This is a genomic window from Azospirillum sp. A29 (genome assembly GCF_042604625.1).
GTDB lineage: Bacteria > Pseudomonadota > Alphaproteobacteria > Azospirillales > Azospirillaceae > Azospirillum > Azospirillum palustre.
Genome location: NZ_CP170466.1, coordinates 1118934 through 1141907, shown reverse-complemented (window position 1 = coordinate 1141907; position 22974 = coordinate 1118934). Strand labels below are relative to the sequence as shown.

General features: G+C 67.9%; 22 protein-coding genes. 12 read left to right on the top strand and 10 right to left on the bottom strand.

What is annotated here, in order from left to right; translation table 11 throughout:
- Positions 1–79: 79 nt before the first annotated feature.
- The gene (locus ABNQ38_RS20195; protein ID WP_377809919.1) at positions 80–1210 is read right to left on the bottom strand and encodes an alkene reductase; all 1131 of its coding nucleotides are present in this window, start codon (positions 1208–1210) and stop codon (positions 80–82) included.
- A gap of 166 nt (positions 1211–1376) precedes the next feature.
- Between ABNQ38_RS20195 and ABNQ38_RS20190 the strand changes: the two genes are divergently transcribed.
- Complete coding sequence (locus tag ABNQ38_RS20190) at positions 1377–2039, top strand: TetR/AcrR family transcriptional regulator (protein WP_377809918.1); 663 nt, start codon at positions 1377–1379, stop codon at positions 2037–2039.
- 3 nt (positions 2040–2042) lie between these two features.
- Here the strand turns inward: ABNQ38_RS20190 and rarD are convergent, their stop codons facing one another.
- The 4 genes from rarD to purB all read right to left on the bottom strand — a co-directional run bounded on the left by rarD (position 2043) and on the right by purB (position 5221).
- A complete protein-coding gene (rarD, locus tag ABNQ38_RS20185; RefSeq protein WP_377809917.1) occupies positions 2043–2969 on the bottom strand; it encodes an EamA family transporter RarD in 927 nt (308 codons plus the stop codon).
- Between the two features lie 156 nt (positions 2970–3125).
- Positions 3126–3461, bottom strand: coding sequence for a Grx4 family monothiol glutaredoxin (gene grxD / locus ABNQ38_RS20180; protein WP_085088255.1), 336 nt, complete (start codon positions 3459–3461; stop codon positions 3126–3128).
- 62 nt (positions 3462–3523) lie between these two features.
- The gene (locus ABNQ38_RS20175; RefSeq protein WP_012973287.1) at positions 3524–3763 is read right to left on the bottom strand and encodes a BolA family protein; all 240 of its coding nucleotides are present in this window, start codon (positions 3761–3763) and stop codon (positions 3524–3526) included.
- Between the two features lie 162 nt (positions 3764–3925).
- Positions 3926–5221, bottom strand: a complete 1296-nt coding sequence (purB, locus tag ABNQ38_RS20170) for an adenylosuccinate lyase (RefSeq protein WP_109051283.1) — start codon at positions 5219–5221, stop codon at positions 3926–3928.
- A gap of 434 nt (positions 5222–5655) precedes the next feature.
- On the opposite strand from purB, the gene ABNQ38_RS20165 reads away from it, so the two are divergent.
- Positions 5656–8928, top strand: coding sequence for an EAL domain-containing protein (locus ABNQ38_RS20165; RefSeq protein ID WP_377809916.1), 3273 nt, complete (start codon positions 5656–5658; stop codon positions 8926–8928).
- Positions 8929–8950: 22 nt separating this feature from the next.
- Here the strand turns inward: ABNQ38_RS20165 and ABNQ38_RS20160 are convergent, their stop codons facing one another.
- Positions 8951–9709 (bottom strand): M48 family metallopeptidase, encoded by a 759-nt coding sequence (locus ABNQ38_RS20160; protein WP_377809915.1) that lies wholly within the window; start codon positions 9707–9709, stop codon positions 8951–8953.
- Between the two features lie 277 nt (positions 9710–9986).
- Between ABNQ38_RS20160 and ABNQ38_RS20155 the strand changes: the two genes are divergently transcribed.
- From ABNQ38_RS20155 to ABNQ38_RS20135, 5 genes are all read left to right on the top strand, one after another.
- A complete protein-coding gene (locus ABNQ38_RS20155; protein WP_377809914.1) occupies positions 9987–11591 on the top strand; it encodes an ATP-binding protein in 1605 nt (534 codons plus the stop codon).
- Between the two features lie 308 nt (positions 11592–11899).
- Positions 11900–13255, top strand: a complete 1356-nt coding sequence (ugpB, locus tag ABNQ38_RS20150) for a sn-glycerol-3-phosphate ABC transporter substrate-binding protein UgpB (protein ID WP_377809913.1) — start codon at positions 11900–11902, stop codon at positions 13253–13255.
- Between the two features lie 77 nt (positions 13256–13332).
- Positions 13333–14217: a sn-glycerol-3-phosphate ABC transporter permease UgpA gene (gene ugpA, locus ABNQ38_RS20145; protein WP_109096928.1), complete on the top strand. Its 885-nt coding sequence runs from the start codon at positions 13333–13335 to the stop codon at positions 14215–14217.
- On the top strand, positions 14214–15062 hold the full coding sequence (gene ugpE, locus ABNQ38_RS20140; RefSeq protein ID WP_098740423.1) for a sn-glycerol-3-phosphate ABC transporter permease UgpE: 849 nt from the start codon (positions 14214–14216) through the stop codon (positions 15060–15062). The genes ugpA and ugpE overlap by 4 nt, the downstream gene beginning before the upstream one ends.
- Positions 15063–15087: 25 nt before the next feature.
- Positions 15088–16164, top strand: a complete 1077-nt coding sequence (locus ABNQ38_RS20135; protein ID WP_377809912.1) for a sn-glycerol-3-phosphate import ATP-binding protein UgpC — start codon at positions 15088–15090, stop codon at positions 16162–16164.
- Between the two features lie 21 nt (positions 16165–16185).
- Here ABNQ38_RS20135 and ABNQ38_RS20130 read toward each other — a convergent pair whose 3' ends face one another.
- Positions 16186–16359: a DUF1674 domain-containing protein gene (locus tag ABNQ38_RS20130; protein ID WP_377809911.1), complete on the bottom strand. Its 174-nt coding sequence runs from the start codon at positions 16357–16359 to the stop codon at positions 16186–16188.
- A 116-nt stretch (positions 16360–16475) separates the two neighbouring features.
- Here ABNQ38_RS20130 and htpX point away from each other — a divergent pair, with 116 nt between their 5' ends.
- From htpX to ABNQ38_RS20115, 3 genes are all read left to right on the top strand, one after another.
- Positions 16476–17483, top strand: coding sequence for a zinc metalloprotease HtpX (gene htpX, locus ABNQ38_RS20125; protein ID WP_377809910.1), 1008 nt, complete (start codon positions 16476–16478; stop codon positions 17481–17483).
- 100 nt (positions 17484–17583) lie between these two features.
- Positions 17584–18516 (top strand): exopolyphosphatase, encoded by a 933-nt coding sequence (locus ABNQ38_RS20120; RefSeq protein WP_098740420.1) that lies wholly within the window; start codon positions 17584–17586, stop codon positions 18514–18516.
- A 25-nt stretch (positions 18517–18541) separates the two neighbouring features.
- Complete coding sequence (locus ABNQ38_RS20115; RefSeq protein WP_377809909.1) at positions 18542–19261, top strand: hypothetical protein; 720 nt, start codon at positions 18542–18544, stop codon at positions 19259–19261.
- 19 nt (positions 19262–19280) lie between these two features.
- Here the strand turns inward: ABNQ38_RS20115 and ABNQ38_RS20110 are convergent, their stop codons facing one another.
- From ABNQ38_RS20110 to ABNQ38_RS20100, 3 genes are all read right to left on the bottom strand, one after another.
- Entirely contained in the window at positions 19281–20168 is an 888-nt protein-coding gene (locus tag ABNQ38_RS20110) for a DMT family transporter (RefSeq protein ID WP_377809908.1), read from the bottom strand.
- A gap of 191 nt (positions 20169–20359) precedes the next feature.
- A complete protein-coding gene (locus tag ABNQ38_RS20105) occupies positions 20360–21343 on the bottom strand; it encodes a cobalamin biosynthesis protein (protein WP_377809907.1) in 984 nt (327 codons plus the stop codon).
- Positions 21344–21377: 34 nt separating this feature from the next.
- Positions 21378–21953, bottom strand: a complete 576-nt coding sequence (locus ABNQ38_RS20100) for an ankyrin repeat domain-containing protein (protein ID WP_377809906.1) — start codon at positions 21951–21953, stop codon at positions 21378–21380.
- 121 nt (positions 21954–22074) lie between these two features.
- Here ABNQ38_RS20100 and ABNQ38_RS20095 point away from each other — a divergent pair, with 121 nt between their 5' ends.
- Together ABNQ38_RS20095 and ABNQ38_RS20090 are read left to right on the top strand one after the other, a co-directional pair.
- Positions 22075–22218 carry a hypothetical protein gene (locus ABNQ38_RS20095; RefSeq protein ID WP_377809905.1) on the top strand — a complete coding sequence of 48 codons (144 nt, stop codon included), beginning with the start codon at positions 22075–22077 and terminating at the stop codon, positions 22216–22218.
- A 96-nt stretch (positions 22219–22314) separates the two neighbouring features.
- The gene (locus ABNQ38_RS20090) at positions 22315–22962 is read left to right on the top strand and encodes a hypothetical protein (RefSeq protein WP_377809904.1); all 648 of its coding nucleotides are present in this window, start codon (positions 22315–22317) and stop codon (positions 22960–22962) included.
- The last annotated feature ends 12 nt before the right edge of the window (positions 22963–22974 follow it).

Sequence of the window (22974 nt, the reverse complement as noted above, 5' to 3'; positions counted from 1 at the left end):
ACGTCGAGAGGAATTGCGGCCCCGATTGGGGATTCCCGATTGGAGATTCCAGGGGGCGGAAATCGGAGCCGCAAACCTGTCAGGCGGCGATGGATTCCAGCGCCGGGTAATCCGTGTAGCCCTTGGCATCGCCGCCGTAATAGGTGGTGCGGTCCGGTTCGGCCAGCGAGGCGCCGGCACGGAAGCGCACGGGCAGATCCGGGTTGGAGATGAAGGCCTCGCCGAAGCTGACTGCATCGGCCTCGCCGTTGGCGAGCGCCGCGACGGCGTCACCGCGGCTGTAGCCGCCATTCAGGATGAACGGACCCTTGTAGGCGGCGCGCAGGGTCGACGCCACGTGCGGCGCGCCCTCCGGCGGGGCCATGTGGTGGCCGGGCTTGCCCTCGATCACATGCAGATAGGCGAGGTTGAAGGGGTTCAGCGCCTTGGTGATCGCCAGGAAATGCGGCAGCGGGTCGCTGTCCTTCATGTCGTTGAACACGCCGGTCGGCGACAGGCGGACGCCGATGCGGTCGGCGCCGACGGCATGGGCCGTCGCCTCCAGGATCTCCAGCAGGAAGCGGCAGCGATTCTCCACCGTTCCGCCATACCGGTCGGTGCGGGTGTTGGTGCCGTCGCGTAGGAACTGGTCGATCAGATAGCCGTTGGCCGCGTGGATCTCGACGCCGTCCAGGCCGGCATCGAAGACGGCGCGCTTGGCGGCGTCGGCGAAATGGCGGACCAGGGCAGGGATCTCGGCGGTTTCAAGGGCGCGCGGAACCGGGAAAGGCTCCATGCCGGTGCCGGTGTAGAGCTGACCCTTCGCTGCGATGGCCGACGGGGCGACCGGGGCGGCGCCGTTCGGCTGGAAGCGCGGGTGGGAAATGCGGCCGACATGCCAGAGCTGGGTGACGATCCGACCGCCGGCCGTGTGCACCGCGTCGGCCACCGCACGCCATGCCAGGGTCTGGGCATCGGTGTGGATGCCCGGCGTGCTGGGATAGCCCTGGGCGGTGTCGCAGACCTGCGTCGCCTCGGTGATGATCAGGCCGGCGGACGCGCGCTGCGCATAATATTCGGCGGTGAGCACGGTCGGGCAGTTGCCGTCACCGGCGCGGCTGCGGGTCATCGGCGCCATGACGACGCGGTTCGGCAGTTCGATTGCGCCGAGACGCAGCGGGGTGAACAGATCCGGAGTGGCGGTGCTGTGCGTGTCGTTGCTGTGCGGCATGGCGGGAATAACCCCCTGTTGGGCAATAGGCTTTTGGGGTGAGGTCTTGTATGTATGTGAGTACATACTTGAACCGACGGCCGCCGCTTGTCAAGTATGTATCTGCATACTTATTATGAAGCTGCCCATCGTGACGCGGATGGGGCGGACTGGAGAGGGACGGATCTTGGACGCAAGCAATGACGCCGACGGCTGCTGCCCCGGAAACGGCACCGAGGGCGCCTGCGAGGGCGGGGCGCGCAAGCGCGACCGTGCCGCGACGGAAAGCGCGCTGCTCGACGCGGCCAAGGTGGTGTTCGCCGAGCGTGGCTTCGATGCGGCGACGACGCGGGAGATCGCCGGGCGGGCCGGGGTCAACGAACAGCTGATCCAGCGCTATTTCTCAGGGAAGAGCGGGCTGCTGCTGGCAGTGGTGGAGCGCTATTGGCGCGAGGAAGCCGGCGGCTGCGACCTGCCGCCGCCGGACGACGATCTGGAAACCGACCTCGGCCGCTTCCTGCACGCGCAGCTGAAGCACAGCTGGAAATGCCGCGACTTCACCCGTGTCGTGCTGGCCCGCGCCCTGGTCGATCAGGCGGTGGCGGACGAGATGGCGCGCACCCTGTCGGAGAGCCGCATCCCCTGCCTGCTGAAACGGCTGGAGGGCTATCGCGAGCGCGGCGCCATCGCCGCCGACGCCGACCTCGCCAATGTGGCGGCCGGCATCGCGACGCTCAGCTTCGGGCTGGGCTTCCTCGATCAGGTGGTGTTCGGCCGCGACGATGCCGGCATCTGCGCGATGGTCGGCACGCTGGCCCACACCATCGCCCATGGCCTGACGCCGCGCTGACGCCTACTCCGCTGCTGCTGCGGCGCGGGTGGTGGCACGGTGGCTGTGCACCGCATCGGCGGTGAAGACGGCCAGGGCCACCCAGATGCAGGCGAAGGTGATGGCGTGGCTGCGGGTGAAGGCCTCGCCATAGACCAGCACGCCCAGCAGAAGCTGCCCGGTCGGCCCGACATATTGCAGCAGACCCAGGGTGGTCATGGTCAGCTTGCTCGCGCCGATCATGAACAGCACCAGCGGCACCGCCGTCATCGGTCCGGCCAGCACCAGCAGGGTGCTCTCCGCCCAGCCATGGCCGAAGGCGCCGTCGCTGCCCAACCACAACAGATAGCCCAACGCCGCCGGCAGCAGCAGGGCGGTTTCCACCAGCAGACCGATCACCGGATCGATCGCCGCCTTCTTGCGCACCAGGGCGTAGAAGCCGAAGGACAGCGCCAGCGACAGTGCGACCCAGGGCACGGCGCCATAGCTGACGACGAGGCTGCCGACGCCGGCCGCGGCGATGGCGACCGCCAGCATCCGGCCGCGGCTGAGCCGTTCGTTCAGGAACAGCACGCCCAGCAGCACATTGACCAGCGGGTTGATGAAGTATCCCAGGCTGGCCTCGACCAGCCGGCTGTTCACCACCGCCCAGATGAAGACGGTCCAGTTGACGGTGACCAGCAGGGTGGTGACCACCAGAATGCCCAGCCGGCGCCAGTTGCCGACCGCGGCGACGATGGCCGCCGGCCCGCGGGTCGCCAGCACGCCGATGCCGACCAGCACCACGGTCCACACCACGCGGTGGGCGACGATCTCCACCGCGCCGACATCGCCCAGCGATTTGAAGAAGACGGGGTTGACCAGCCCCCAGATCAGGTAAGAGGCAAGCGCCGCGACGAACGCGGCGGTTGTGGAAGTCGGGGCCTGGGCGGGCGGCGGGGTCTGAGCCATACCGTCCGTTTAGCACATTGTTTGTGCAATCCGGCAGCGGGCCGCCGGGCATGGCCGGGCTGCGCGGCCGGCATCGCTGCCCGTCACCTGATGCCGGACACGGAAAAGCCCCGCCGGAGCGGGGCTTTTCCGTTCCTCACCGGACCGGCGATGCGGTCAGGCGGCGGTGGCGACGCCCTTGTCGGCCATCAGGGTCTGCAACTCGCCCGACTCGTACATCTCGCGGACGATGTCGCAGCCGCCGACCAGCTCGCCCTTGACGTAGAGCTGCGGGAAGGTCGGCCAGTTCGAGTATTCCTTCAGGCCCTGGCGCAGGCCCGGATCCTCCAGGATGTTGACGCCCTTGAACTTGACGCCGGTGTGGCTCAGCACCTGGACGACGGCGGCGGAGAAGCCGCACTGCGGGAACACCGGGGTCCCCTTCATGTACAGCACGACATCGTTGTTCTTGATGTCCTGCTCGATGCGCTCGACGACGTTCTGATCGACCATGACCTGATAACCCTTCCGATTAAGGCCCGGCGGCGCCGGGGCCTTGTCCGTTGCAACTTTGATCAGGCGCCCTCAGGCACCGCGGTGGTCAGCGCCAGGGCGTGCAGTTCCCCGCCCATCTTTCCCTGGAGGGATGCGTAGACCATCTGGTGCTGCTGCACCCGGCTCTTGCCCTTGAAGGCGGCGGAGGTGACGAGCGCGGCATAGTGGTCGCCGTCGCCGCGCAGGTCCGCGATCTCGACGACCGCGTCCGGGATGCCCTCCTTGATGAGCTTTTCGATCGTGGCGGCTTCCATCGCCATGGGTCTGGTCCTCGCTCTGTTCAGGATTGCCCCGCCCGGGCACACGCTTATCGGAATAGAGTAGGTGCGGCCGGGCCGTTTGTCATCCACCGGCAAGTCTTTGCCGCCCTGCGGAAGACGCCGTAACGGCCCGGATGCCCCTCATTCAACAGGAGGTGCCTGTTATTCGCCGAACACGCGCTTGAACACCGTGTCGACATGCTTGGTGTGGTAGGTCATGTCGAACATCGGCTCCAGCTTGTCGCGGCCGATGTGCTTGGCGATGTCGGCGTCGTTCGACAGCAGGTCCAGATAGTTGCCGCCCTTTTCCCACACCTGCATGGCGTTGCGCTGCACCGCCTTGTAGCTGTCCTCGCGGCTCATGCCGGCCTGGGTCAGGGCCAGCAGGACGCGCTGCGAGAAGACCAGCCCGCCCAGGTCGTCCAGGTTCTTCTGCATGCGCTCCGGATAGACCACCAGCTTTTCCATCATGCCGGTCAGGCGCACCAGAGCGAAGTCCAGGGTGACGGTGGCGTCGGGACCGATCATCCGCTCGACCGAGCTGTGGGAGATGTCGCGCTCGTGCCACAGCGCCACGTTCTCCAGCGCCGGGACGACGGCGGAGCGCACGATGCGGGCCAGGCCGGTCAGGTTCTCCGACAGGACCGGGTTGCGCTTGTGCGGCATCGCCGACGAGCCCTTCTGGCCGGGGTGGAAATACTCCTCCGCCTCGCGCACTTCGGTGCGCTGCAGGTGGCGGATTTCCGTGGCCAGATTCTCGACGCTCGACGCGATCACGCCCAGCACGGAGAAGAAGAAGGCGTGGCGGTCGCGCGGGATGACCTGGGTCGACACCGGCTCGACCGACAGGCCGAGCTTGGCGGCGACATGCTCCTCCACCCGCGGGTCGATGTTGGCGAAGGTGCCGACGGCGCCGGAGATGGCGCAGGTGGCGATGTCCTGGCGCGCCTGGACCAGACGCTCGCGCCCGCGGGCGAAGGCGGCGTAATGGCCGGCCAGCTTCAGGCCGAAGGTGGTCGGCTCGGCATGGATGCCGTGGCTGCGGCCGATGGTGACGGTGTTCTTGTGCTCATACGCCCGGCGCTTCAGCGCGGCCAGCAGGGCGTCCATGTCGGCCAGCAGCAGGTCGGCGGCCTGGGTCAGCTGGACGGCGAGGCAGGTGTCCAGCACGTCCGACGACGTCATGCCCTGGTGGACGAAGCGGGCTTCCGGACCGACATATTCGGCGAGATTGGTCAGGAAGGCGATGACATCATGGCGGGTCTCGCGTTCGATCTCGTCGATGCGGTCGATCTCCCACTTGCCGCGCTCCCACACCGCCTTGGCGGCCTCCTTCGGGATCACGCCCAGCTCGGCCTGCGCGTCGCAGGCGTGCGCCTCGATCTCGAACCAGATGCGGAAGCGGTTTTCCGGCTCCCAGATGCGGGCCATTTCGTGGCGGGTATAGCGGGGGATCATCGGCACTCTCCGGAGGATGCTGGCGCTGGAAAAGGAGCGGCTGCGGGTCTGACGGCACGCGCGCGCGACCATAGCGGTGCCGGGGGGCGTTTTAAAGCCTCGCGATGGCCCGATCCGTCCGCCCGGCCTCCGGCCCGACCGGCTCCACTGTTGGCGCCATTAATCTTCATGGGTGAATCCTTGCCAGCCTAAGGGAATCCACGCCTAACGTTGCGCGGGCGCACTTTCCGTCAATTCCCTGTCAACATGCGGATCCGCACGTCGCCGTCCATTCAGGCGCGAGGAAAACAGTCAAAGAGTCGCGCCCGGGTGGATTTGATTTGCTTGCAGTTGAATCCGCGCGAGCATTAAGCAACACTTGCACAGCGCATCTGGACCGGCCCCAGTCGGTTTCCGCGAGTTCCACCGAACAGGCCATTCGAAGGGAGCCCTTCTTGTCCGACCCCGTCGCCGAGCTGGTCCGTGCGCCGTCGCGCTCGTCCGACGAGGCCCGGCTCTACCGCCTGCAATTCCTGGCGTCGATGGCGCTGGTGTCGGCGCTCGTCCTCGGGCTCGGCCTCTATTTCGTCTGGCAGCATTGGGCCGACCTGGAGCACGACCTCCAGCAGAGCGAGGCGCGCTATGTCGAGGAGCAGCATCAGGCCCTGGTGCAGGAGGTGGAGAACGCGCAGTCCTATCTCGCCTACATGCGCTCCCGCGTCGAACCGCTTCTGAAGGAGCAGTTGCGCGCCCAGGTCGACGAGGCCTATTCCATCGCCCGCAGCGTCCATGACCGGGAAAAGGACATCCTGCCCGAAGCGTCGGTGAAGGAATCGATCAAGCAGACGCTGCGGCCGCTGCGCTTTTCCGGTGGGCGCGGCTACTACTTCATCAACGACCTGAACGGCGAATCGGTGCTGATGCCGGTCGACCCGTCGCGGGAGGGGACCTCTCCCTTCTCCGCCCCCGATCCGCAGGGGGCCGCCGTGATGCGCGAGCTGATGCGGGCCGTCCAGGATCCCAGCCTGCGCGGCTTCGCCCGCTATCGCTGGCGCATGCCGGACGATCCGGCCCAAACCGGCGACAGAGCGGCGGTGGACAAGCTGGCCTTCGTCCGCCGTTTCGAACCTTATGACTGGGTGATCGGCGCCAGCGACTCCCTGGGGGCGGTGGAGGCGCGGTTGCAGCACGAATCGCTGGAGCGTCTGCGCGCCTTCCGCTTCGGGGAAACCGGCTATGTCGGCGTGCTGCGCCAGGACGGGCAGGTGCTGCTGTCGCCCACCGCCCCGGCATCGGAGGGGATGAACGCCCGCGACCTGCCGTGGAAGACCGAGCGCGACCTCGTCACCCGGCTGCTGGAGCTCGGACGCCAGGGCGGCGGCGAGCTGCGCTACGACTGGATCCACCCGGTCACCGCGCGGCCGACGCCGAAGATGGCCTATGTCTCGGCCCCCAGCGTCTGGGGCTGGATCCTGGTCGCCGGCTTCTACATCGACGATGTCGGCAAGGAGATGGAGGTCCGCCGGGCGGAGATCAGCCGCGGCGTCAACCAGCGCGTCTGGACCACGGTGGCGGTGCTGGCCGTGGCGCTGGCCGCGTCGGTCGGCGTGTCATGGCTGGTCACCGGCTGGATCCGGCGCATCGTCGGCAGCTATCAGCTGCGGGTCAGGCACAGCGACAGCATGCTGCGCGAACGGGCGCGCCAGCTGTATCTCGCCAACTTCTTCATCGACCATGTGTCGGAGATCGTCGTGCTCGCCGACGCCGGCCTGCGCGTCGCCTACATCAATCCCTTCGGCTGCCGGGCCCTGGGCGGGACGCTGGAAGACCTCGTGATGGGGCAGGCCGACCTGCTGAAGCGCTTCGCCGCCGAGGGCGAGGACGCGGCCAGCCATTACGAGACCGCCTACCGCACCGCCGACGGCCGCACGCTGGAGCTGGAGGTTACCGCCAGCCGCATCACCTACGAGGGCGACGTCTATTACTCGGCCATCGCCCGCGACATCAGCGAGCGCAAGCGGGCGGAATGGCAGCTGCGCCTGTCGGCCAAGGTGTTCGACAACGCGGCGGAGGGCATGTTCGTCGCCAACGAACATCGGCAGATCGTCGCCGCCAACGACGCCTTTTCCCGCATCACCGGCTATGACCGCGACGAGGTGCTGGGCCGCAGTCCCGACTTCCTGCGCTCCGACCGCAACCCGTCGGGCTTCTACGATGACTTGTGGGTGCAGCTGCGCGAAAACGGCCATTGGGCCGGCGAGATCTGGAGCACCCGCAAGAACGGCGAGGTGTTTCCGGAGTGGCTGAGCGTCAAGCTGGTCCGCAACGAGGATGGCGCCGTCGCCAACTACATCGCCGCCTTCAGCGACATCACCGCGACCCGCGCGCAGGAGGAGCGTATCCGTCATCTGGCGCAGTTCGATTTCCTGACCGACCTGCCCAACCGCTTCCTGCTGCGCGACCGGCTGGAGCGCGCCATGCTGGCCGCCGGGCGCCACGGCACCAGGGTCGGGCTGCTGTTCGTCGATCTCGACCGTTTCAAGACGATCAACGACAGCCTGGGCCATCAGGTCGGCGACGACCTGCTGCGCGAGGTGGCCGGGCGGCTGACCGCCACCGTACGGGCGAGCGACACCGTCAGCCGCCAGGGCGGCGACGAGTTCATCATCCTGATCAGCGACATGGACGGCCCCGACGCCGCCGGCATCGTCGCCCGCAAGGTTCTGCACGCTTTGTCGGAACCCTATCTGATCGACGGGCACGAGTTGCAGGTCACGCCCTCCATCGGCATCGCCATCTACCCCGACGACGGCACCGGCATCGACGGGCTGCTGAAAAGCGCCGACATGGCGATGTATGCCGCGAAGGAGGCCGGGCGCGCCACCTACCAGTTCTTCACGCCGGAGCTGAACCGCCGCGCCTCCGACCGGATGTGGACCGAAAGCAACCTGCGCCGGGCGCTCGCCAACAACGAGCTGGAGCTGCATTTCCAGCCGCAGTTCTCCATGGACGGCCGCCGGCTGATCGGGGCGGAGGCGCTGGTGCGCTGGCGCCAGCCCGACGGCACGCTGATCATGCCCGGCCAGTTCATTCCGGTGGCCGAGGATACCGGCCTGATCCTGCCGCTGGGCGATTGGGTGCTGGGCGAGGCCTGCCGCCGCGCGGCCGAGCTGCTGCGCCACCACGATCTGCTGATCGCCGTCAACCTGTCGGCGGTGCAGGTGCGCCGTCCGGGACTGGCGGAGCGGGTGGCCGGCTGGCTGTCGGCCTATGGCATCCCGCCCTCGGCCCTGGAGCTGGAGGTGACGGAAAGCGTCCTGATGGACGAGTCCGACGTGGTGTCGGAAACCTTCTCCCGGCTGCGCGAGCTGGGCGTGCCGGTCGCCATCGACGATTTCGGCACCGGCTATTCCTCGCTGGCCTATCTGAAGCGCTTCCGCGTCGACAAGCTGAAGATCGACCGCAGCTTCGTCAGCGGCCTGCGCACCGGCAACCCGGACAGCGGCGCCATCGCCGAGGCGATCATCGGCATGGCGCGGTCCTTGCGCATGCAGACGCTGGCCGAAGGGGTGGAGACGGAGGAGCAGTATGGCTGCCTCGCCGAGATGGGCTGCGACCAGTGCCAGGGCTATCTGCTGGGCCGTCCGATGCCCTATGAGGATTTCCTGGAGTTCGTCCGGCGCGACGCCGCCGCAGCCGAGCCGCGGATGGCCGAACCGGTGGGTTAGGCGGTCGGTCAGGGGGCGGGCGTCACCCGTACCGCAGCAGCCGCGTGCCGTTCGCCTTCAGCCAGGCCCGCGGCCAGTCCACGCCGCTGCCGTCCGTCAGGCTGGCGCACAGCGCCCAGAAGCGCGGCGAGTGGTTCATCTCGCGCAGATGGGCCACCTCGTGCCCGACCACATAATCCAGCACCGGCTCCGGCGTCAGGATAAGCCGCCAGGAGAAGGACAGCCGGCCGGTGGACGAACAGCTGCCCCAGCGGCTTTTGGTGTCGCGGATCGTGACCGCCGCCACGCGGGCGCCGATGGTCGCGGCCTTCAGCCGGGCACGGGTCGCCAGCTCGCGCTTGGCCTCCGCGATCAGGAAATCGCGGATGCGGCGGGAGACGTGTTCCGGCTGGCCGCCGACCAGCAGGGCGCCGTCCTCGATGCGTGTCGGGCCGCGCATGGCAGGGTCGTGGCGGATGACATGCTCGATGCCGAGATAGGGCACGCTGGCGCCGTCGGCGAAGGGCAGGGACGGCGGCATCGCCGCCAGCCGCGCCCGCAGCCAGCCGTCATGCCGGCCGACGAACTGGCGGGCATCGGTTTCCGACACGCCGACCGGCACCACCACCTGGACCAGCCCGCGCCCGGCATCGACCCGCAGGGTCATGCGGGTCGCGCGCGCGCTTTCCCGCAGCTCCAGCGGAATCGGCAGGCCGGATATCTCCAGCGCGCGGGGCGGCTGGGGCGGCCGGGCGGCGGATCGCTTGCGGCGACGCAAAAGGGCGGGGGGGCGTTGCACCATGCCGTCTTATAGCGCGGCCGGCGCCGGCTGCGGAAGCATCCTCCGCCCTTTGTCGGAATGGTGCCACGGTCCAGTTTCGGCTTAAAGCATTAGGGCTTTCGAACGATCCCGGCCTATGGGATCGACTGAGGTCACATTTGACACGATCGATCGGGGCACAAGATAAAGCAGAGGTAACGCGGTGGTCTGTAGACCTCCCATTTGCCGCCGGTTCACATGTTCGTCTGCTTATGATCGCCCCCTTAGCCTTGCCCCTTAGCATTGCCGAGTACATGCCATGGCCCTCATCCCTGGAAAAACTCCGACACGTGAGGATTGGCTGGACGCCCTGCTGTCGGCCAACGGTTCTCCCCAGGCCCTGCTTGGCGAGGACGGGCGCGTGCTGGTGGCGAATCCGGCCTTCGCCACCCTGACCGGCCATGCGCCGGGCAGGGTGGAGGGGCTGTCGCTGGCGGAGGCCGGGCTGCCGGCCGAAACGGCCGAAGGGATCGACGGGTTGCGGCGGCGGGTGATGGCGACCGGCACGCCGGCCTCCACCACCGGACCGCTCCCCGGCTTTCCCGCCACGCTGGCGCTGACGCCCGTGCCGGACGCCGATGGTCGCACCAGCGCGGTGGCTCTCGTCGCCGATGCCGGGGCTGTCGCCTTGGCCGAAGCCAGGGCGGAGGCGGCCCAGGCCCGTGCCGATGCCGAGCGCGCCCGCACCGCCAAGGGCAAATTCCTGTCGGCCGCCAGCCACGATCTGCGCCAGCCTTTCCAGGCGATGCACCTGTTCCACCATCTGCTGAGCGGCCGGCTGACCGATCCGGCTTCCATCGAGCTGGCGAACAAGCTGGAGCAGGCGATCCTTGGCGGCGAGGCGCTGCTGCGCGCCCTGTTGGAGGTTTCCGCGCTGGAGGCCGGGCTGGTCACCGCCAAGCAGCAGACTTTCCCGGTCGACGAGCTGTTCGCCAAGATGCTGGAGGAGTTCGGCCCGGAGGCGGAGGCTAAGGGCCTGCGCCTCAACATCCACCCGTTCGACGCCGACATCACCAGCGACCCGGCACTGATGGAGCGGCTGCTGCGGCCGATCATGGCCAATGCCCTGCGCTACACGCTGAAGGGCGGCGTCCTGCTGGCGGCGCGGCGGCGCGGCGAGTTCCTGCGCATCGAGGTGTGGGACACCGGTGTCGGCATCGACCCGTCCAACCATGCCGTGATCTTCGAGGATTTCCAACAGCTCGGCAATCCGGGACGCGACCGCAAGCAGGGGCTGGGCCTCGGCCTTGCCATCGTGCGGCGGCTGGGGCAGGTGCTGGGGCATCCGGTGACGGTGCGCTCCAGGCTCGGCAAGGGCTCCGTCTTCGCGGTGGAGGTGCCGCTGGCCGGCAATGACGGCGACCGCTCGGGCGACGACTCCGCCGACAGCGAGCCGGAGCCGGCGGCCGGACAGTCGTCCTTCGCTGCCGCTCCCGCGGTGACCGGCACGGTGCTGGTGATCGAGGACGATGCGGTGCAGCTTGAGGGGATCGGGCTGCTGCTGCGCGGCTGGGGCTATGCGGTCATCCCCGCCCGCGGCATTGACGAAGCCTGTGCCGGGCTGGAGGGTGGTGCGGCGGCACCCGACCTCGTGCTGTCCGACCTGCGCCTGTCGGGGCCGGAGACCGGCATCGACGCCATCCAGGCGGTCCGTGCCCGCTGCGGCCGGCGGGTGCCGGGCGTCATCGTCACCGGCGACACCGATCCCGACCGCCTGCGCAGCGTCGACCGCAGCGGCTTTCCCCTGGTCCACAAACCCTGCGATCCGGTCGCCCTGCGCCGCCTGTTGAGCCGCAGCCTGATGGCCGGACAGGCGGGGTCTTTGCCGCCCGTCCGCCGGCCGGATGCCATCTGTCAGCATTAGCCCTTCCGCACTTGCGCGTTTTCGCTCTGCAACATTTTATCGCCGCGATTTTCACGTCATAAAACTGTAATGTGGCGTCTTGACAGACCCGTGTATGCGTGCGCAGTGTGACGGTTAGAGCAACCAAACAGTTTCGAAAGCGATCATCGCGCTGCCGGTCTTTTTCGCAATCGCACACAACGTCGCTCACATTGGCGTGTGCGGCGGCCTCTGCGATTGCCACCAAAACTTCACGAAAGCGTCGCGGGACGGCAACCCGTTGCCCTCATGACAACCGCGAACCATACCGGGATAGGGAGACCCACCGCATGTTGACCCGCCGCAAGCTTGCCCTCCTGTCGGGCGCCGCCGCCACCTCCACCCTGCTGTTCGCCGCCGCACTGCCGGGCTCGGCTCTCGCGCAGCAGAAGACCGTGGTCGATTTCTGGCACGGCCTGCCGCAGCCGCTGGGCGGCCAGCTGGAGCAGATCGCCAAGGACTTCAACGACAGCCAGCAGGCGGTCCAGGTCAACGCCTCCTACAAGGGCAGCTATCCGGAGACGATGCAGGCGGCCATCGCCGCCTTCCGCGCCGGCAACGCGCCGCACATTGTGCAGATGTTCGAGGTCGGGACCGCCACCATGATGGCCGCCGGTCCGGCGGTGAAGCCGGTCTACCAGCTGATGCAGGAGACGGGCGCGTCCTTCGACGCCGACGCCTACATCCCGGCGGTGAAGGGTTACTACTCGTCCAAGGACGGGAAGATGATGGCGCTGCCGTTCAACAGCTCCAGCACCATCATGTTCTACAACAAGGACGCCTTCCAGAAGGCCGGCCTCGATCCCAACAAGCCGCCGGCGACCTGGCCGGAGATGATCGAGGCGACGAAGAAGCTGAAGGCGTCGGGCTCCACCTGCCCGCTGACCACCGCTTGGCCGGTGTGGGCGCAGTTCGAACAGCTGGGTGCCATCCACAACACGCCCTTCGCCAGCCAGGCCAACGGCTTCGGCGGCTTGAACGCCGAGCTGAAGATCGACGCCCCGCTCTACGTCAAGCATGTCCAGACGCTGATCGACATGCAGAAGGACGGCCTGTTCAAGTATGGCGGCCGCGACAACAAGCCCGACGCCCTGTTCCCGTCGGGCGAATGCGCGATGATCCACGCCTCGTCGGGCCTGCGCAGCCGCATTCTGAAGGAGGCGACCTTCGCCTGGGGTGCCGCTCCGCTGCCCTACTGGCCGGAATTCGCCAAGGACGGCCCGAAGAACAGCATCATCGGCGGCGCCGCCTTCTGGGTGATGACCTCGCCCAAGCGCACGCCGGCCGAATACAAGGCGGTGTCGCAGTTCTTCACCTACCTCGCCAAGCCCGAGGTCGATGCCAAGTGGCACATGGACACCGGCTACGTTCCGGTGACGATGAAGGGCTTCGAACTCGCCAAGGCGCAGGGCTATTACGAGAAGAACCCCGGCGCCGACGTGCCGGCCGCTCAGCTGACCCGGACGCCGACCACCGAGAACAGCATGGGCCTGCGCCTGGGCAACCTGCCGGAGATCCGCAACATCATCCAGGAAGAGCTTGAGAAGGCCTTCCAGGGCCAGCAGGACGCCAAGCAGGCGCTCGACGCCTCGATCAAGCGCGGCAACACCGTGCTGCGCAACTTCGAGCGCGCCAACAAGGGCTGATCCCGTCTGCAACATCCTTCCCCCGCCCGGTGGCGGGGGAAGGATCGCGCTGTTTACCATTCACGAAAGACCATCCTTTGCAGCGTCGCGTCACCTTCGACAACCGGCTGTTGCCCTACCTGCTGCTGGCGCCGCAGGTGGCCGTGACGCTGGTGTTCTTCATCTGGCCGGCAGCCAACGCGATCTGGCAGTCGGTGCATCTGCAGGACGCCTTCGGCATCCGCAGCGAGTTCGTCTGGTTCGAGAACTTCACCAATGTGCTGGGCGACCCGAACTATCTCGACACGCTGAAGGTCACGGTCGTCTTCAGCCTGGCGGTGACCGTGCTTGCGATGGGGCTGGCGCTGCTGCTGGCGGTGCTGGCCGATTCGAAGATCAAGGGCGCGCGGGCCTACAAGACGCTGCTGATCTGGCCCTACGCGCTGGCTCCGGCCGTCGCGGCGGTGCTGTGGATGTTCATCTTCAACCCCGACATCGGGTCCTTCGGCCGGGCGCTGCGGGCGCTGGGCTATGATTGGGATTACCGGCTGAACGGCGGGCAGGCTCTGACGATGGTGATCATGGCCGCCAGCTGGAAGCAGGTGTCCTACAACTTCATCTTCTTCCTGGCCGGATTGCAGGCGATCCCGCGCTCGGTGATGGAGGCGGCCAGCATCGACGGTGCCGGTCCGGTGCGGCGGTTCTGGACCATCACCTTCCCGCTGCTGTCGCCGACCACCTTCTTCCTGCTGGTGGTCGACATGGTCTACGCCTTCTTCGAAACCTTCGGCACCATCCATGCCCTGACCCAGGGCGGGCCGGGCAAGGCGACGGAGACGCTGATCTTCCGCGTCTATCAGGACGGCGTCGTCAACAACGACCTCGGCGGATCGTCGGCCCAGTCGGTGATCCTGATGGTGATCGTCATCGCGCTGACCGCGGTGCAGTTCCGCTTCGTCGAGCGCAAGGTCCACTACTCATGAAGCCGACCCGTTTCATCGATCTGCTGCCGCACATCGTCCTGATCGTCGGCGTCCTGATCTTCGCCTATCCGATCTATGTGACGCTGATCGGCTCCACCTGGGATTCCGGCACCATCGGCCGCGGCGGCCTGCCGCTGTGGCCGGGTGGGCAGGGGGCGACCAACTACGCCCAGGCCTGGGTGGGCGAGGCCGGCGACCGCGCCATGTACACGCCCGTCCGCACCATGATGCTGAACAGCCTGGTGATGGCGCTGTCCATCGCGCTGGGCAAGATCGCCATCTCCATCCTGTCGGCCTATGCGGTGGCCTTCTTCCGCTTTCCGTTGCGCATGGCCTTCTTCTGGCTGATCTTCATCACGCTGATGCTGCCGGTGGAGGTGCGGATCATCCCGACCTACAAGGTCGTCGCCGACCTCGGCCTGATCAACACCTACGCCGGTCTGGCCATCCCGCTGATCGCGTCGGCCACCGCGACTCTGCTGTTCCGCCAGTTCTTCCTGACCATTCCGGACGAACTGCTGGAGGCGGCGAAGATCGACGGCGCCGGTCCGGTGCGCTTCTTCATCGACGTGGTGCTGCCGCTGTCGCGCACCAACATCGCGGCGCTGTTCGTCATCCTCTTCATCTATGGCTGGAACCAGTATCTCTGGCCGCTTCTGGTCACCAGCAGCGGCGACATGGAAACCATCGTGACCGGCATCACCAAGATGATCGGCACCGGCGAATCGGCCAACGACTGGCACATCATCATGGCGACCACGGTGCTGGCGATGCTTCCGCCGGTGGCGGTGGTGGTGTTCATGCAGCGCTGGTTCGTCAAAGGTCTTGTGGACAGCGAAAAGTAAGCGCGGGCGAAGGGAAAGAAGAACAATGGCAACCGTTGAAATCCGCAACGTCCGCAAGTCCTATGGCCCGGTCGAAGCGATCAAGGGCATCGACATCGCGATCCAGGACGGGGAATTCCTAGTCCTGCTCGGCCCGTCGGGCTGCGGCAAGTCCACCCTGCTGCGCATGGTCGCCGGGCTGGAAGGCATCACCGGCGGCGAGATCGCCATCGGCGGGCGCGTGGTCAACCATCTGGACCCCAAGGACCGCGACATCGCGATGGTGTTCCAGAACTACGCGCTCTATCCGCACATGACGGTTTTCGACAACATGGCCTACGGCCTGAAGATCCGCGGCATTCCGAAGGCGGAAATCCGGGCGCGCGTCGACAAGGCGGCGAACATCCTCGAACTCGGCCGCTTCCTCGACCGCCGGCCGAGCCAGCTGTCGGGCGGCCAGCGCCAGCGCGTCGCCATGGGGCGCGCCATCGTGCGCGAGCCGGCCGCCTTCCTGTTCGACGAGCCATTGTCGAACCTGGACGCCAAGCTGCGCACCCAGATGCGGGTGGAGATCAAGCGGCTTCAGGACCGGCTCGGCATCACCAGCCTCTACGTCACCCACGATCAGGTCGAGGCGATGACGCTGGCCGACCGCATCCTGGTGATGAACCATGGCGTGGCCGAGCAGATCGGCACGCCGCTGGAGGTCTACCAGCGTCCGGCCAGCCTGTTCGTCGCCGGCTTCATCGGCTCGCCGCCGATGAATGTGCTGGACGGCCGTATCGACGACCGCGGCGAGGCGGTGCTGCTGCCCGGCGGCCAGCGCCTGGCCCTGCCGCAGCCGCGCCCGACCGACGCGGGCCGTCCGGTGAAGCTCGGCATCCGGCCGGAGCACATGGCCGTCGCCGCAGAGGGGTTCTCCGGTGGCTTCTCCATCGAGATCGAACTGGTCGAGGCGCTGGGCGCCGACACCGTGGTCTATGGCCGTCTGCCGGACGGCGAGAGCCTGCTCGTCCGCATGGCCGGCATCCCCACCGTGCGCGAGCGCGACCGGCTGACGGTCACCCCGCAGGACGGCGCCCTGCACCTGTTCGACGCGGTGACCGGCCGGCGGATGGAGTGACCGGGGACGGTCGCTCTCCGCTCAGAAGTCCGAACAGCGTCCCTTGAACTCCCAGTCGCCGTAGCGGGTCGGCTCCGGCCCCTTCGGGCCGCCGATCTCGCCCGGCTTCTGTTCCGGACCCTTGGTTTCCGTGGTATCGGGCACCGTCTCGGCGGCGTCCTGCTGCGGCTTTGTCGGTTCGGTCATCATGTCCATCGCGAAACTGTGGGCATCCTGGCAGGCATCTTGAACGCGGGCGCGCCCCGGACCCATATCTGGATCATGTCCGGGATCGGAGCGGGTTACCCCGCCTCGGCCCATCCTGAACCGATATGGCGATCATGACCAGCTATCTGAAGACCACCATTCTCCTTGCCGGCCTGACGGCGATCTTCATGGCGGTCGGCTTCCTGCTGGGCGGCAAGACCGGCCTGATCATCGCCTTCGTCATGGCGCTGGGCATGAATTTGTTCAGCTACTGGAATTCGGGCGACATGGTGCTGTCGATGTACGGCGCCCGCGAGGTCGATGCTTATTCCGCTCCCGAGTTCCACGGCATCGTCGCCCGGCTGGCGGAACGTGCCGGCCTGCCGATGCCGCGCGTCTACATCATCCAGAACGACCAGCCCAACGCCTTCGCCACCGGCCGCGACCCGGACCATGCGGCGGTCGCCGCCACCACCGGCCTGTTGCAGCGCCTGACGCCGGAGGAGATCGCCGGCGTGATGGCGCATGAGCTTGCCCATGTGAAGAACCGCGACACCCTGATCATGACGATCACCGCGACCATCGCCGGCGCGGTGTCGATGCTCGCCAATTTTGGCCTGTTCTTCGGAGGCTCCAGCAACGACGAGCGCGGCGGCAACCCGCTTGGCATGGTCGGGGCGATCCTGGCCGCCATCCTCGCCCCCATCGCCGCGACGCTGGTGCAGATGGCGATCAGCCGCACCCGCGAGTTCGAGGCCGACCGCATCGGCGCGGAGATCTGCGGCCGTCCCAACTGGCTGGCCGACGCGCTGACCAATATCCACAACAGCACCAACCACATCCCCAATTATCAGGCGGAGGCGCACCCGGCGACCGCCCACCTGTTCATCGCCAACCCGCTCAGCGGCGCCAACATGGCAAGCCTGTTCTCCACCCACCCCGACATGGGCGAGCGGGTGGCGCGGCTCCGCGCGATGGCGGCCCGGACCGGCAGCTTCAGCGGTGGATTCGGGGGCGGCGGGTTCGGCGGTGGCCAGACCCCGCCGCGCGATGGCCGCTCGCCCTGGGGGGCGCCGCCACAAGGCGGCCAAGGCGGCTTCATGCCGCAGAACCGCCGCGGCCCCTGGGGCTGATCTCGCGAGCGGGTCTCTGGTAAAGGATTGCGCGCCGAAGGGGTAGGCGACTACCCTTCCGGCACGCGCTCAATCATGACGGTCGCCAGGGGATTTTTGCATGTCCGACGCCGCGAAGTACCGCCTTGTCACCCGTTCCGATTTCGACGGGCTCGTCTGCGCCGTCCTGTTGAAGGAGCTGGGCATCCTCGACGAGATCAAGTTCGTCCATCCCAAGGACATGCAGGACGGCAAGATCGAGATCACCGACCGCGACATCACCACCAACCTGCCTTACGTCGACGGAGCCCATCTGGTGTTCGACCATCACCTGTCGGAAACCATGCGCGTCGGCGAGAAGCCCAACCACATCATCGACCCCAAGGCGCCGTCGGCCGCCCGCGTCGTCTATGATTACTATGGCGGGAAGGAGCGTTTTCCCACCATCTCCGACGAGATGATGGAAGCGGTCGATCAGGCCGACTCGGCGCAGTACCAGCGCGAGGACATCCTGAACCCGACCGGCTGGACCCTGCTGAACTTCATCATGGACGCGCGGACCGGCCTGGGCCGCTTCCGCGAGTTCCGGGTGTCGAACTACCAGCTGATGATGGACCTGATCGACTACTGCCGCAGCCATACCATCGAGCAGATCCTGGATCTGCCCGACGTGAAGGAGCGGGTGGAGCTTTACACCCAGCATGCCGAGCTGTTCGTCGACCAGCTGAAGCGCTGCGCCACCGTGCATGGCAACGTCGTCGTGCTCGACCTCCGCAAGGAGGAGACGATCTATGCCGGCAACCGCTTCATGATCTACGCGCTGTTCCCCGACACCAACGTGTCGATCCATGTCCTGTGGGGCCTGAAGCAGCAGAACACCGTGCTGGCCTGCGGCAAGTCGATCCTGGACCGCAGTTCCAAGACGGACATCGGCCCGCTGATGCTCCAGTATGGCGGCGGCGGCCATCAGGCGGCCGGCACCTGTCAGGTCGACAACGACCGGGCCGAAGAGGTACTGGAGGCGATCGTCGCCCGCATGCGCGCGGACGGCTGAGCGTCACCGACCGGGTTTTGAGCGATTGAGCGCCTTTCTTTCTTTTCTCAACGACACCCTGTTCGACGCCGGCTGGCTGTCCGCCCTGTCCGACGAGGTGCCGAGGATGGAGGCGCTCGACCGTGCCCGGCCGGTGGTCGCAGATGCCATCGCCCGCACCGCTGCGGCAGGGGCGGCGGCGCTGGCCGGCATCGAGGCGCTGGTGGCGAGGGCGGCGCTCGACGCCATCCCGGCCCTGCTGGCGGCGGAGACGGTGGAGTTGCCGGACGCCGCCGCGGCGAGCGAGCGCTCGATTCATGAGCTGATGAGCCGCGTGGCCTACAAGCGCCGCGAGTTGATGCCGCTGTTCCCCGAACTGATCGAGCGGGTGGCCGCGGTCCATGCCGCTGCGATCCACGGCTGCGGCACCGCTCGCTGGCGGTTGATGGCGGCGCGGGCGCGGATGCAGCCCGGCCGGCCGTCCAGCCCGATCCAGGGCGCCGGCACCCGCTATGTGAAGAGCGACCGCTTCGACGCCCGCGCCGCCGAAAGTCTTCCCGGCATCGACCGCACCCGCGCCGACCGCATCCTGAAACGGCTGGGCGAAGCGCCGGTGCCGGACGAGCTGGAGCTTCGCCCGCTGGACGGGGGCGGCGATCTCTGGACCATCAAGGCCGGCGGGATCAGCCGCTTCATCCTGCGGGTCGAGCGCGACCGGCGGGGACCGTTCTACATGGTGGAGGATGTCGGGCCGCAGGCCGCCTGACGGCTGCCGGCCCGACGGTTCAGGAGGACTGCCGCGACCGCATCTGTTCGCGATAGAAGATGTAGACGCCGCTGCCGACGATGACGGCGGTGCCGAGGATCGTCGACAGGCGCAATTCCTCGCCGAACAGCATCAGCGAATAGACCGCCGCCCACACCAGCGTGGTGTAGCCGAAGGGCGCCACGGTGGCGGCCGGGGCGGCGCTGTAGGCGCGGATCAGGCAGAAATGGCTGATACCGCCCAGCGTCCCCAGCAGGATCATCAGCGCCGCGCCCGTCAGGTCGGGCGTCACCCAGTTGAAGGGCAGGGCCAGCGTGCAGGCGACCGTCCCGGCCATGCCGGTGTAGAAGATGGTGGTCGTCGGCGAATCCGCGCCCCGCAGCTTGCGCGTGGCGATCTGGTAAAGCGCATTGCTGAACGCCGCGGCCAGCGGCAGGGCCAGCGCCCATTGGAAGGTGCCGCCCACCGGCCCGACGATGATCAGCGCGCCGGCCATCCCGACCAGCACGCCCGCCCAGCGCCGCCAACCGACCTTCTCGCCCAGCAAGGGCACCGACAGCGCCGTGATCAGGACCGGCACGGCGGCGGCAATCGCCTGCACCTCTGCGAAGGGGATGCTGCGCAGGGCCAGCACGGCGAACAGCGTGGTCGCCAGCAGCAGGCAGGAGCGGACGAGTTGCAGCGGCAGCCGGTGCGACACCATCAGATGCGGGCTGCGCCACGCGACGACCGTACCCACCAGCAGCATGTGCACGGCGAAGCGCGCCCAGGCGACCTCCACCACCGGATAGCTTTTGGTCAGGACCCGGATGGTGGCGTCCTGGGTGACGAACAGCAGTGTCGTCAGCATCATCCAGAAAATGCCGGCCCGGCCCGACCGCCGTTCCGCCAGGGCCCGCTCGGCCAAAATATTTTCCGCCAAAGCCGCTTCCGCCGGCGCAGCCTCAGCCGCAGCCGGTGCACTCTCTCCCGTACTCATCGCCCCCGCTTTCCCTGCTTCGCCATACTAGTATATGGACGGGATGCGGGCAGTGGCCTGACAAGGGCGGGACATTGCCGTGTCCGGGGCGCAGGGCTGAGTCACAGGGCTGCGGTACCTCAGATCCCGGCCACGCCCCACAGCAGCAGCGCCACCAGCCCGACCAGCAGCAGGGAGGCGACGGCGGACAGAGCGAGCGCTCGCCCGATGTCGGCGGGGGTGACGCGGGCGCGGCCGTCGCCGATCCAGTTCTCGGTGATGACCACGCCGCCGTCACGGTGCGGGCCTCCCAGCGCCAGCCCCAGCGCGCCGGCCATCGCGGCGATGGGCCAGCCCATGTTCAGGGACGGATGCTTGCGCGCGTCGCGGCCAAGAGCGCGCAAGGCGCTGCCGGCCTTGGCGGTGCCGATGAAGGGGGCGGCCAGCGCCAGCAGCAGACCGGCCAAGCGGGCGGGCAGGGCGTTCAGCGCGTCGTCCAGCGTCGCCGCGGTCGATCCGAAGCGGCCATGGCGGACGCCGGGGCTGCCGAGCGCGGCGTCGGCGCCGTCCATCGCGGTCCAGACGAACAGGCCCGGCACGCCGAGCAGGGCATAGCCGAAGACCGGCGCCACCAGCTTGCGGTCGAAGGCGCGGGCGGCGGCCTCCACCGCCGCGCGGGCGATGCCATGCTCGTCCAGCCCATAGACATGGCGGCGGGTCAGCGACTGGATCGCCTCCTGCCCGGCGACGACTCCGCCGCTTTCCAGCGCCCGGCGCACCGCCCGCACGCGGGTCCAGGCTGCCCGGCCGCGCAGGCCGCAGAGCAGGGCCAGCAACTCCACCATCCAGCCGCGGCCGATGGAGCCGATCCACTCCACCAGCAGCCCGGCGGCGGCGGCGATCAGCACCAGCGCCAGCACCACCAGCGCTCCTCGGAACATTTGAGCCGACTTGCCCCGCTCCGCCCGGTTCAGCCGGGCATCGGCGGCGTTGCAGAAGCGCCGCGCCAGACCCGCCGGGTCGGGCAGGATGCGGTCCAGCCAGTCGCCGAACAGCGCGTCGATCCCCAGCGCCAGCAGCAGAAGCAGCAGCGGACCGGGACCGCCGAAGGCCGAACCGAACATGGAGTCTCCGGGGCAGAGGATCAGCGGAAGGTGGTCAGCGGGCGCCGGCTTGGCGCAGCAAGGTTCCTACGCGCGAGTTGCGGCTTTCCTGCGCCCAGTTCAGGGCGGTCCGTCCGGTGAAGTCGGAACGGTCGACCTTCGCCCCGGCTTTCAGTAGCCGGTCCACCACGTCGGCCCGGCCGTTGCGGGCGGCGACCATCAGCGGGGTCATGCCTTCGCGGTTCTCCATGTCGACCTTGGCGCCCTTCTTCAGCAGCAGGTCGATCAGTTCCGGATTGCCGTTCTCGGCAGCGGCCAGCAGCGGGGTGACGCCGGCCTTGTCGGCGCGGTTCACGTTGGCGCCGCTGTCCAGCAGCAGGGCGGCGATGGCCGGGCTGGAGCGGTCGACGGCAGCCAGCAGGGCGGTCTTGCCATGGATGTCCGCCTGGTTGGGGTTCTCGCCCCGCAACAGGGCGCCCTTCGTCTTGGTGACGTCGCCGTCATTGACCGCCTGCATCAGGCCGGTGTCCTGGAACAGGCTGATCTGGGCGAGGGCCGGGGCGGCTGAGCCGACGGACAGGCCGGCCGCAAGCAGAGGGGCGAACAGGGTGGCGAGCAGGAGCCGCTTCATGGCGGGTATCCTTCCTTGACAGCATGGATGCCGGATACTAGCCAAAACACCGGTGCTTTTGCCAGATCGGCCTTCATCGCCAGACCGTGGCCCGGCAGGTCCGCATCGACAGGTTGAACCCATGGTCCGCAATCCGCTCGCCCGCCACATCGCGCTTTTCCTGCTGGTGAAGGCCGTGCTGATCGGGCTGGGCCTGTGGTGGTTCCTGGGGACCATGCCGGAACCGCGTGGCACGGTGCCTCCACCGGCCGCCTCGCGGCCCTGATCTAAACCCGCCTCACGCTCCCCAGCGGAACCTTGCCGCCGCTTTCCGGTTGGATTCGGATTGTTCGGACTTCCTGCCAAGCGAAGGGGTGGAGGCATGATCGAGAGCCGCGACCAGAACCCGACCACGATCGATTCCAGTGCCTGGACGGGAGACAGCGGAACCGCCGGCACCGATGCCGGCAGCACCGATGCGACGGTGCGCGAGGCCGTGGCGGTCTTCGACAGCCGCGATGCCCTGCAGAACGCCATCGACGACCTGACGCTGGCGGGCTTCCAGCGCCACGAGCTGAGCCTGCTGGCCAATGACGAGACGATCCGCGAGCGGCTGGGCGATGTGCCGGGCGACGTCGGCAGCCTCGCCCACGACCCCGACGCACCGCGGCAGGCCTACATCTCGCCGGAGGATGTCGGCAGCGGCAAGGGTGCCGCGGTCGGCTTCCCCGCCTATGTTGGCGCCATCATCGCCACCGGTGCCGTGCTTGCCACCGGCGGCACCGCTCTGGCCGCCGCCGCCGCTGCCGCCGCGGCGGGTGTCGGCAGCGGGGCGGCCGGGTCCTTCCTGTCGCAATGGATCACCGACAAGCGCAACGAGCCGATGCTGCAACACCTCGACAAGGGCGGCATCCTGCTGTGGGTCAATGTCGGCGACGCCGCCCGCGAACGCATCGCGCTGGAGATCCTGAACCGCCACGCCACCCGGCCGGCCGAGACGCACGAGGTCAGGCAGACCGGATCGATGTAACGACCCGCCGCC

Coding starts and splice junctions, on each gene's coding strand:
- rarD (WP_377809917.1), bottom strand. CDS start 2,969: ATGGCTCAGACCCCGCCGCCCGCCCAGGCCCCGACTTCCACAACCGCC.
- htpX (WP_377809910.1), top strand. CDS start 16,476: ATGGCGATCATGACCAGCTATCTGAAGACCACCATTCTCCTTGCCGGC.
- grxD (WP_085088255.1), bottom strand. CDS start 3,461: ATGGTCGATCAGAACGTCGTCGAGCGCATCGAGCAGGACATCAAGAAC.
- ABNQ38_RS20135 (WP_377809912.1), top strand. CDS start 15,088: ATGGCAACCGTTGAAATCCGCAACGTCCGCAAGTCCTATGGCCCGGTC.
- ABNQ38_RS20090 (WP_377809904.1), top strand. CDS start 22,315: ATGATCGAGAGCCGCGACCAGAACCCGACCACGATCGATTCCAGTGCC.
- ABNQ38_RS20175 (WP_012973287.1), bottom strand. CDS start 3,763: ATGGCGATGGAAGCCGCCACGATCGAAAAGCTCATCAAGGAGGGCATC.
- ABNQ38_RS20130 (WP_377809911.1), bottom strand. CDS start 16,359: ATGGACATGATGACCGAACCGACAAAGCCGCAGCAGGACGCCGCCGAG.
- ABNQ38_RS20195 (WP_377809919.1), bottom strand. CDS start 1,210: ATGCCGCACAGCAACGACACGCACAGCACCGCCACTCCGGATCTGTTC.
- ABNQ38_RS20160 (WP_377809915.1), bottom strand. CDS start 9,709: ATGGTGCAACGCCCCCCCGCCCTTTTGCGTCGCCGCAAGCGATCCGCC.
- purB (WP_109051283.1), bottom strand. CDS start 5,221: ATGATCCCCCGCTATACCCGCCACGAAATGGCCCGCATCTGGGAGCCG.
- ABNQ38_RS20120 (WP_098740420.1), top strand. CDS start 17,584: ATGTCCGACGCCGCGAAGTACCGCCTTGTCACCCGTTCCGATTTCGAC.
- ABNQ38_RS20105 (WP_377809907.1), bottom strand. CDS start 21,343: ATGTTCGGTTCGGCCTTCGGCGGTCCCGGTCCGCTGCTGCTTCTGCTG.
- ABNQ38_RS20155 (WP_377809914.1), top strand. CDS start 9,987: ATGGCCCTCATCCCTGGAAAAACTCCGACACGTGAGGATTGGCTGGAC.
- ABNQ38_RS20095 (WP_377809905.1), top strand. CDS start 22,075: ATGGTCCGCAATCCGCTCGCCCGCCACATCGCGCTTTTCCTGCTGGTG.
- ugpB (WP_377809913.1), top strand. CDS start 11,900: ATGTTGACCCGCCGCAAGCTTGCCCTCCTGTCGGGCGCCGCCGCCACC.
- ugpE (WP_098740423.1), top strand. CDS start 14,214: ATGAAGCCGACCCGTTTCATCGATCTGCTGCCGCACATCGTCCTGATC.
- ABNQ38_RS20100 (WP_377809906.1), bottom strand. CDS start 21,953: ATGAAGCGGCTCCTGCTCGCCACCCTGTTCGCCCCTCTGCTTGCGGCC.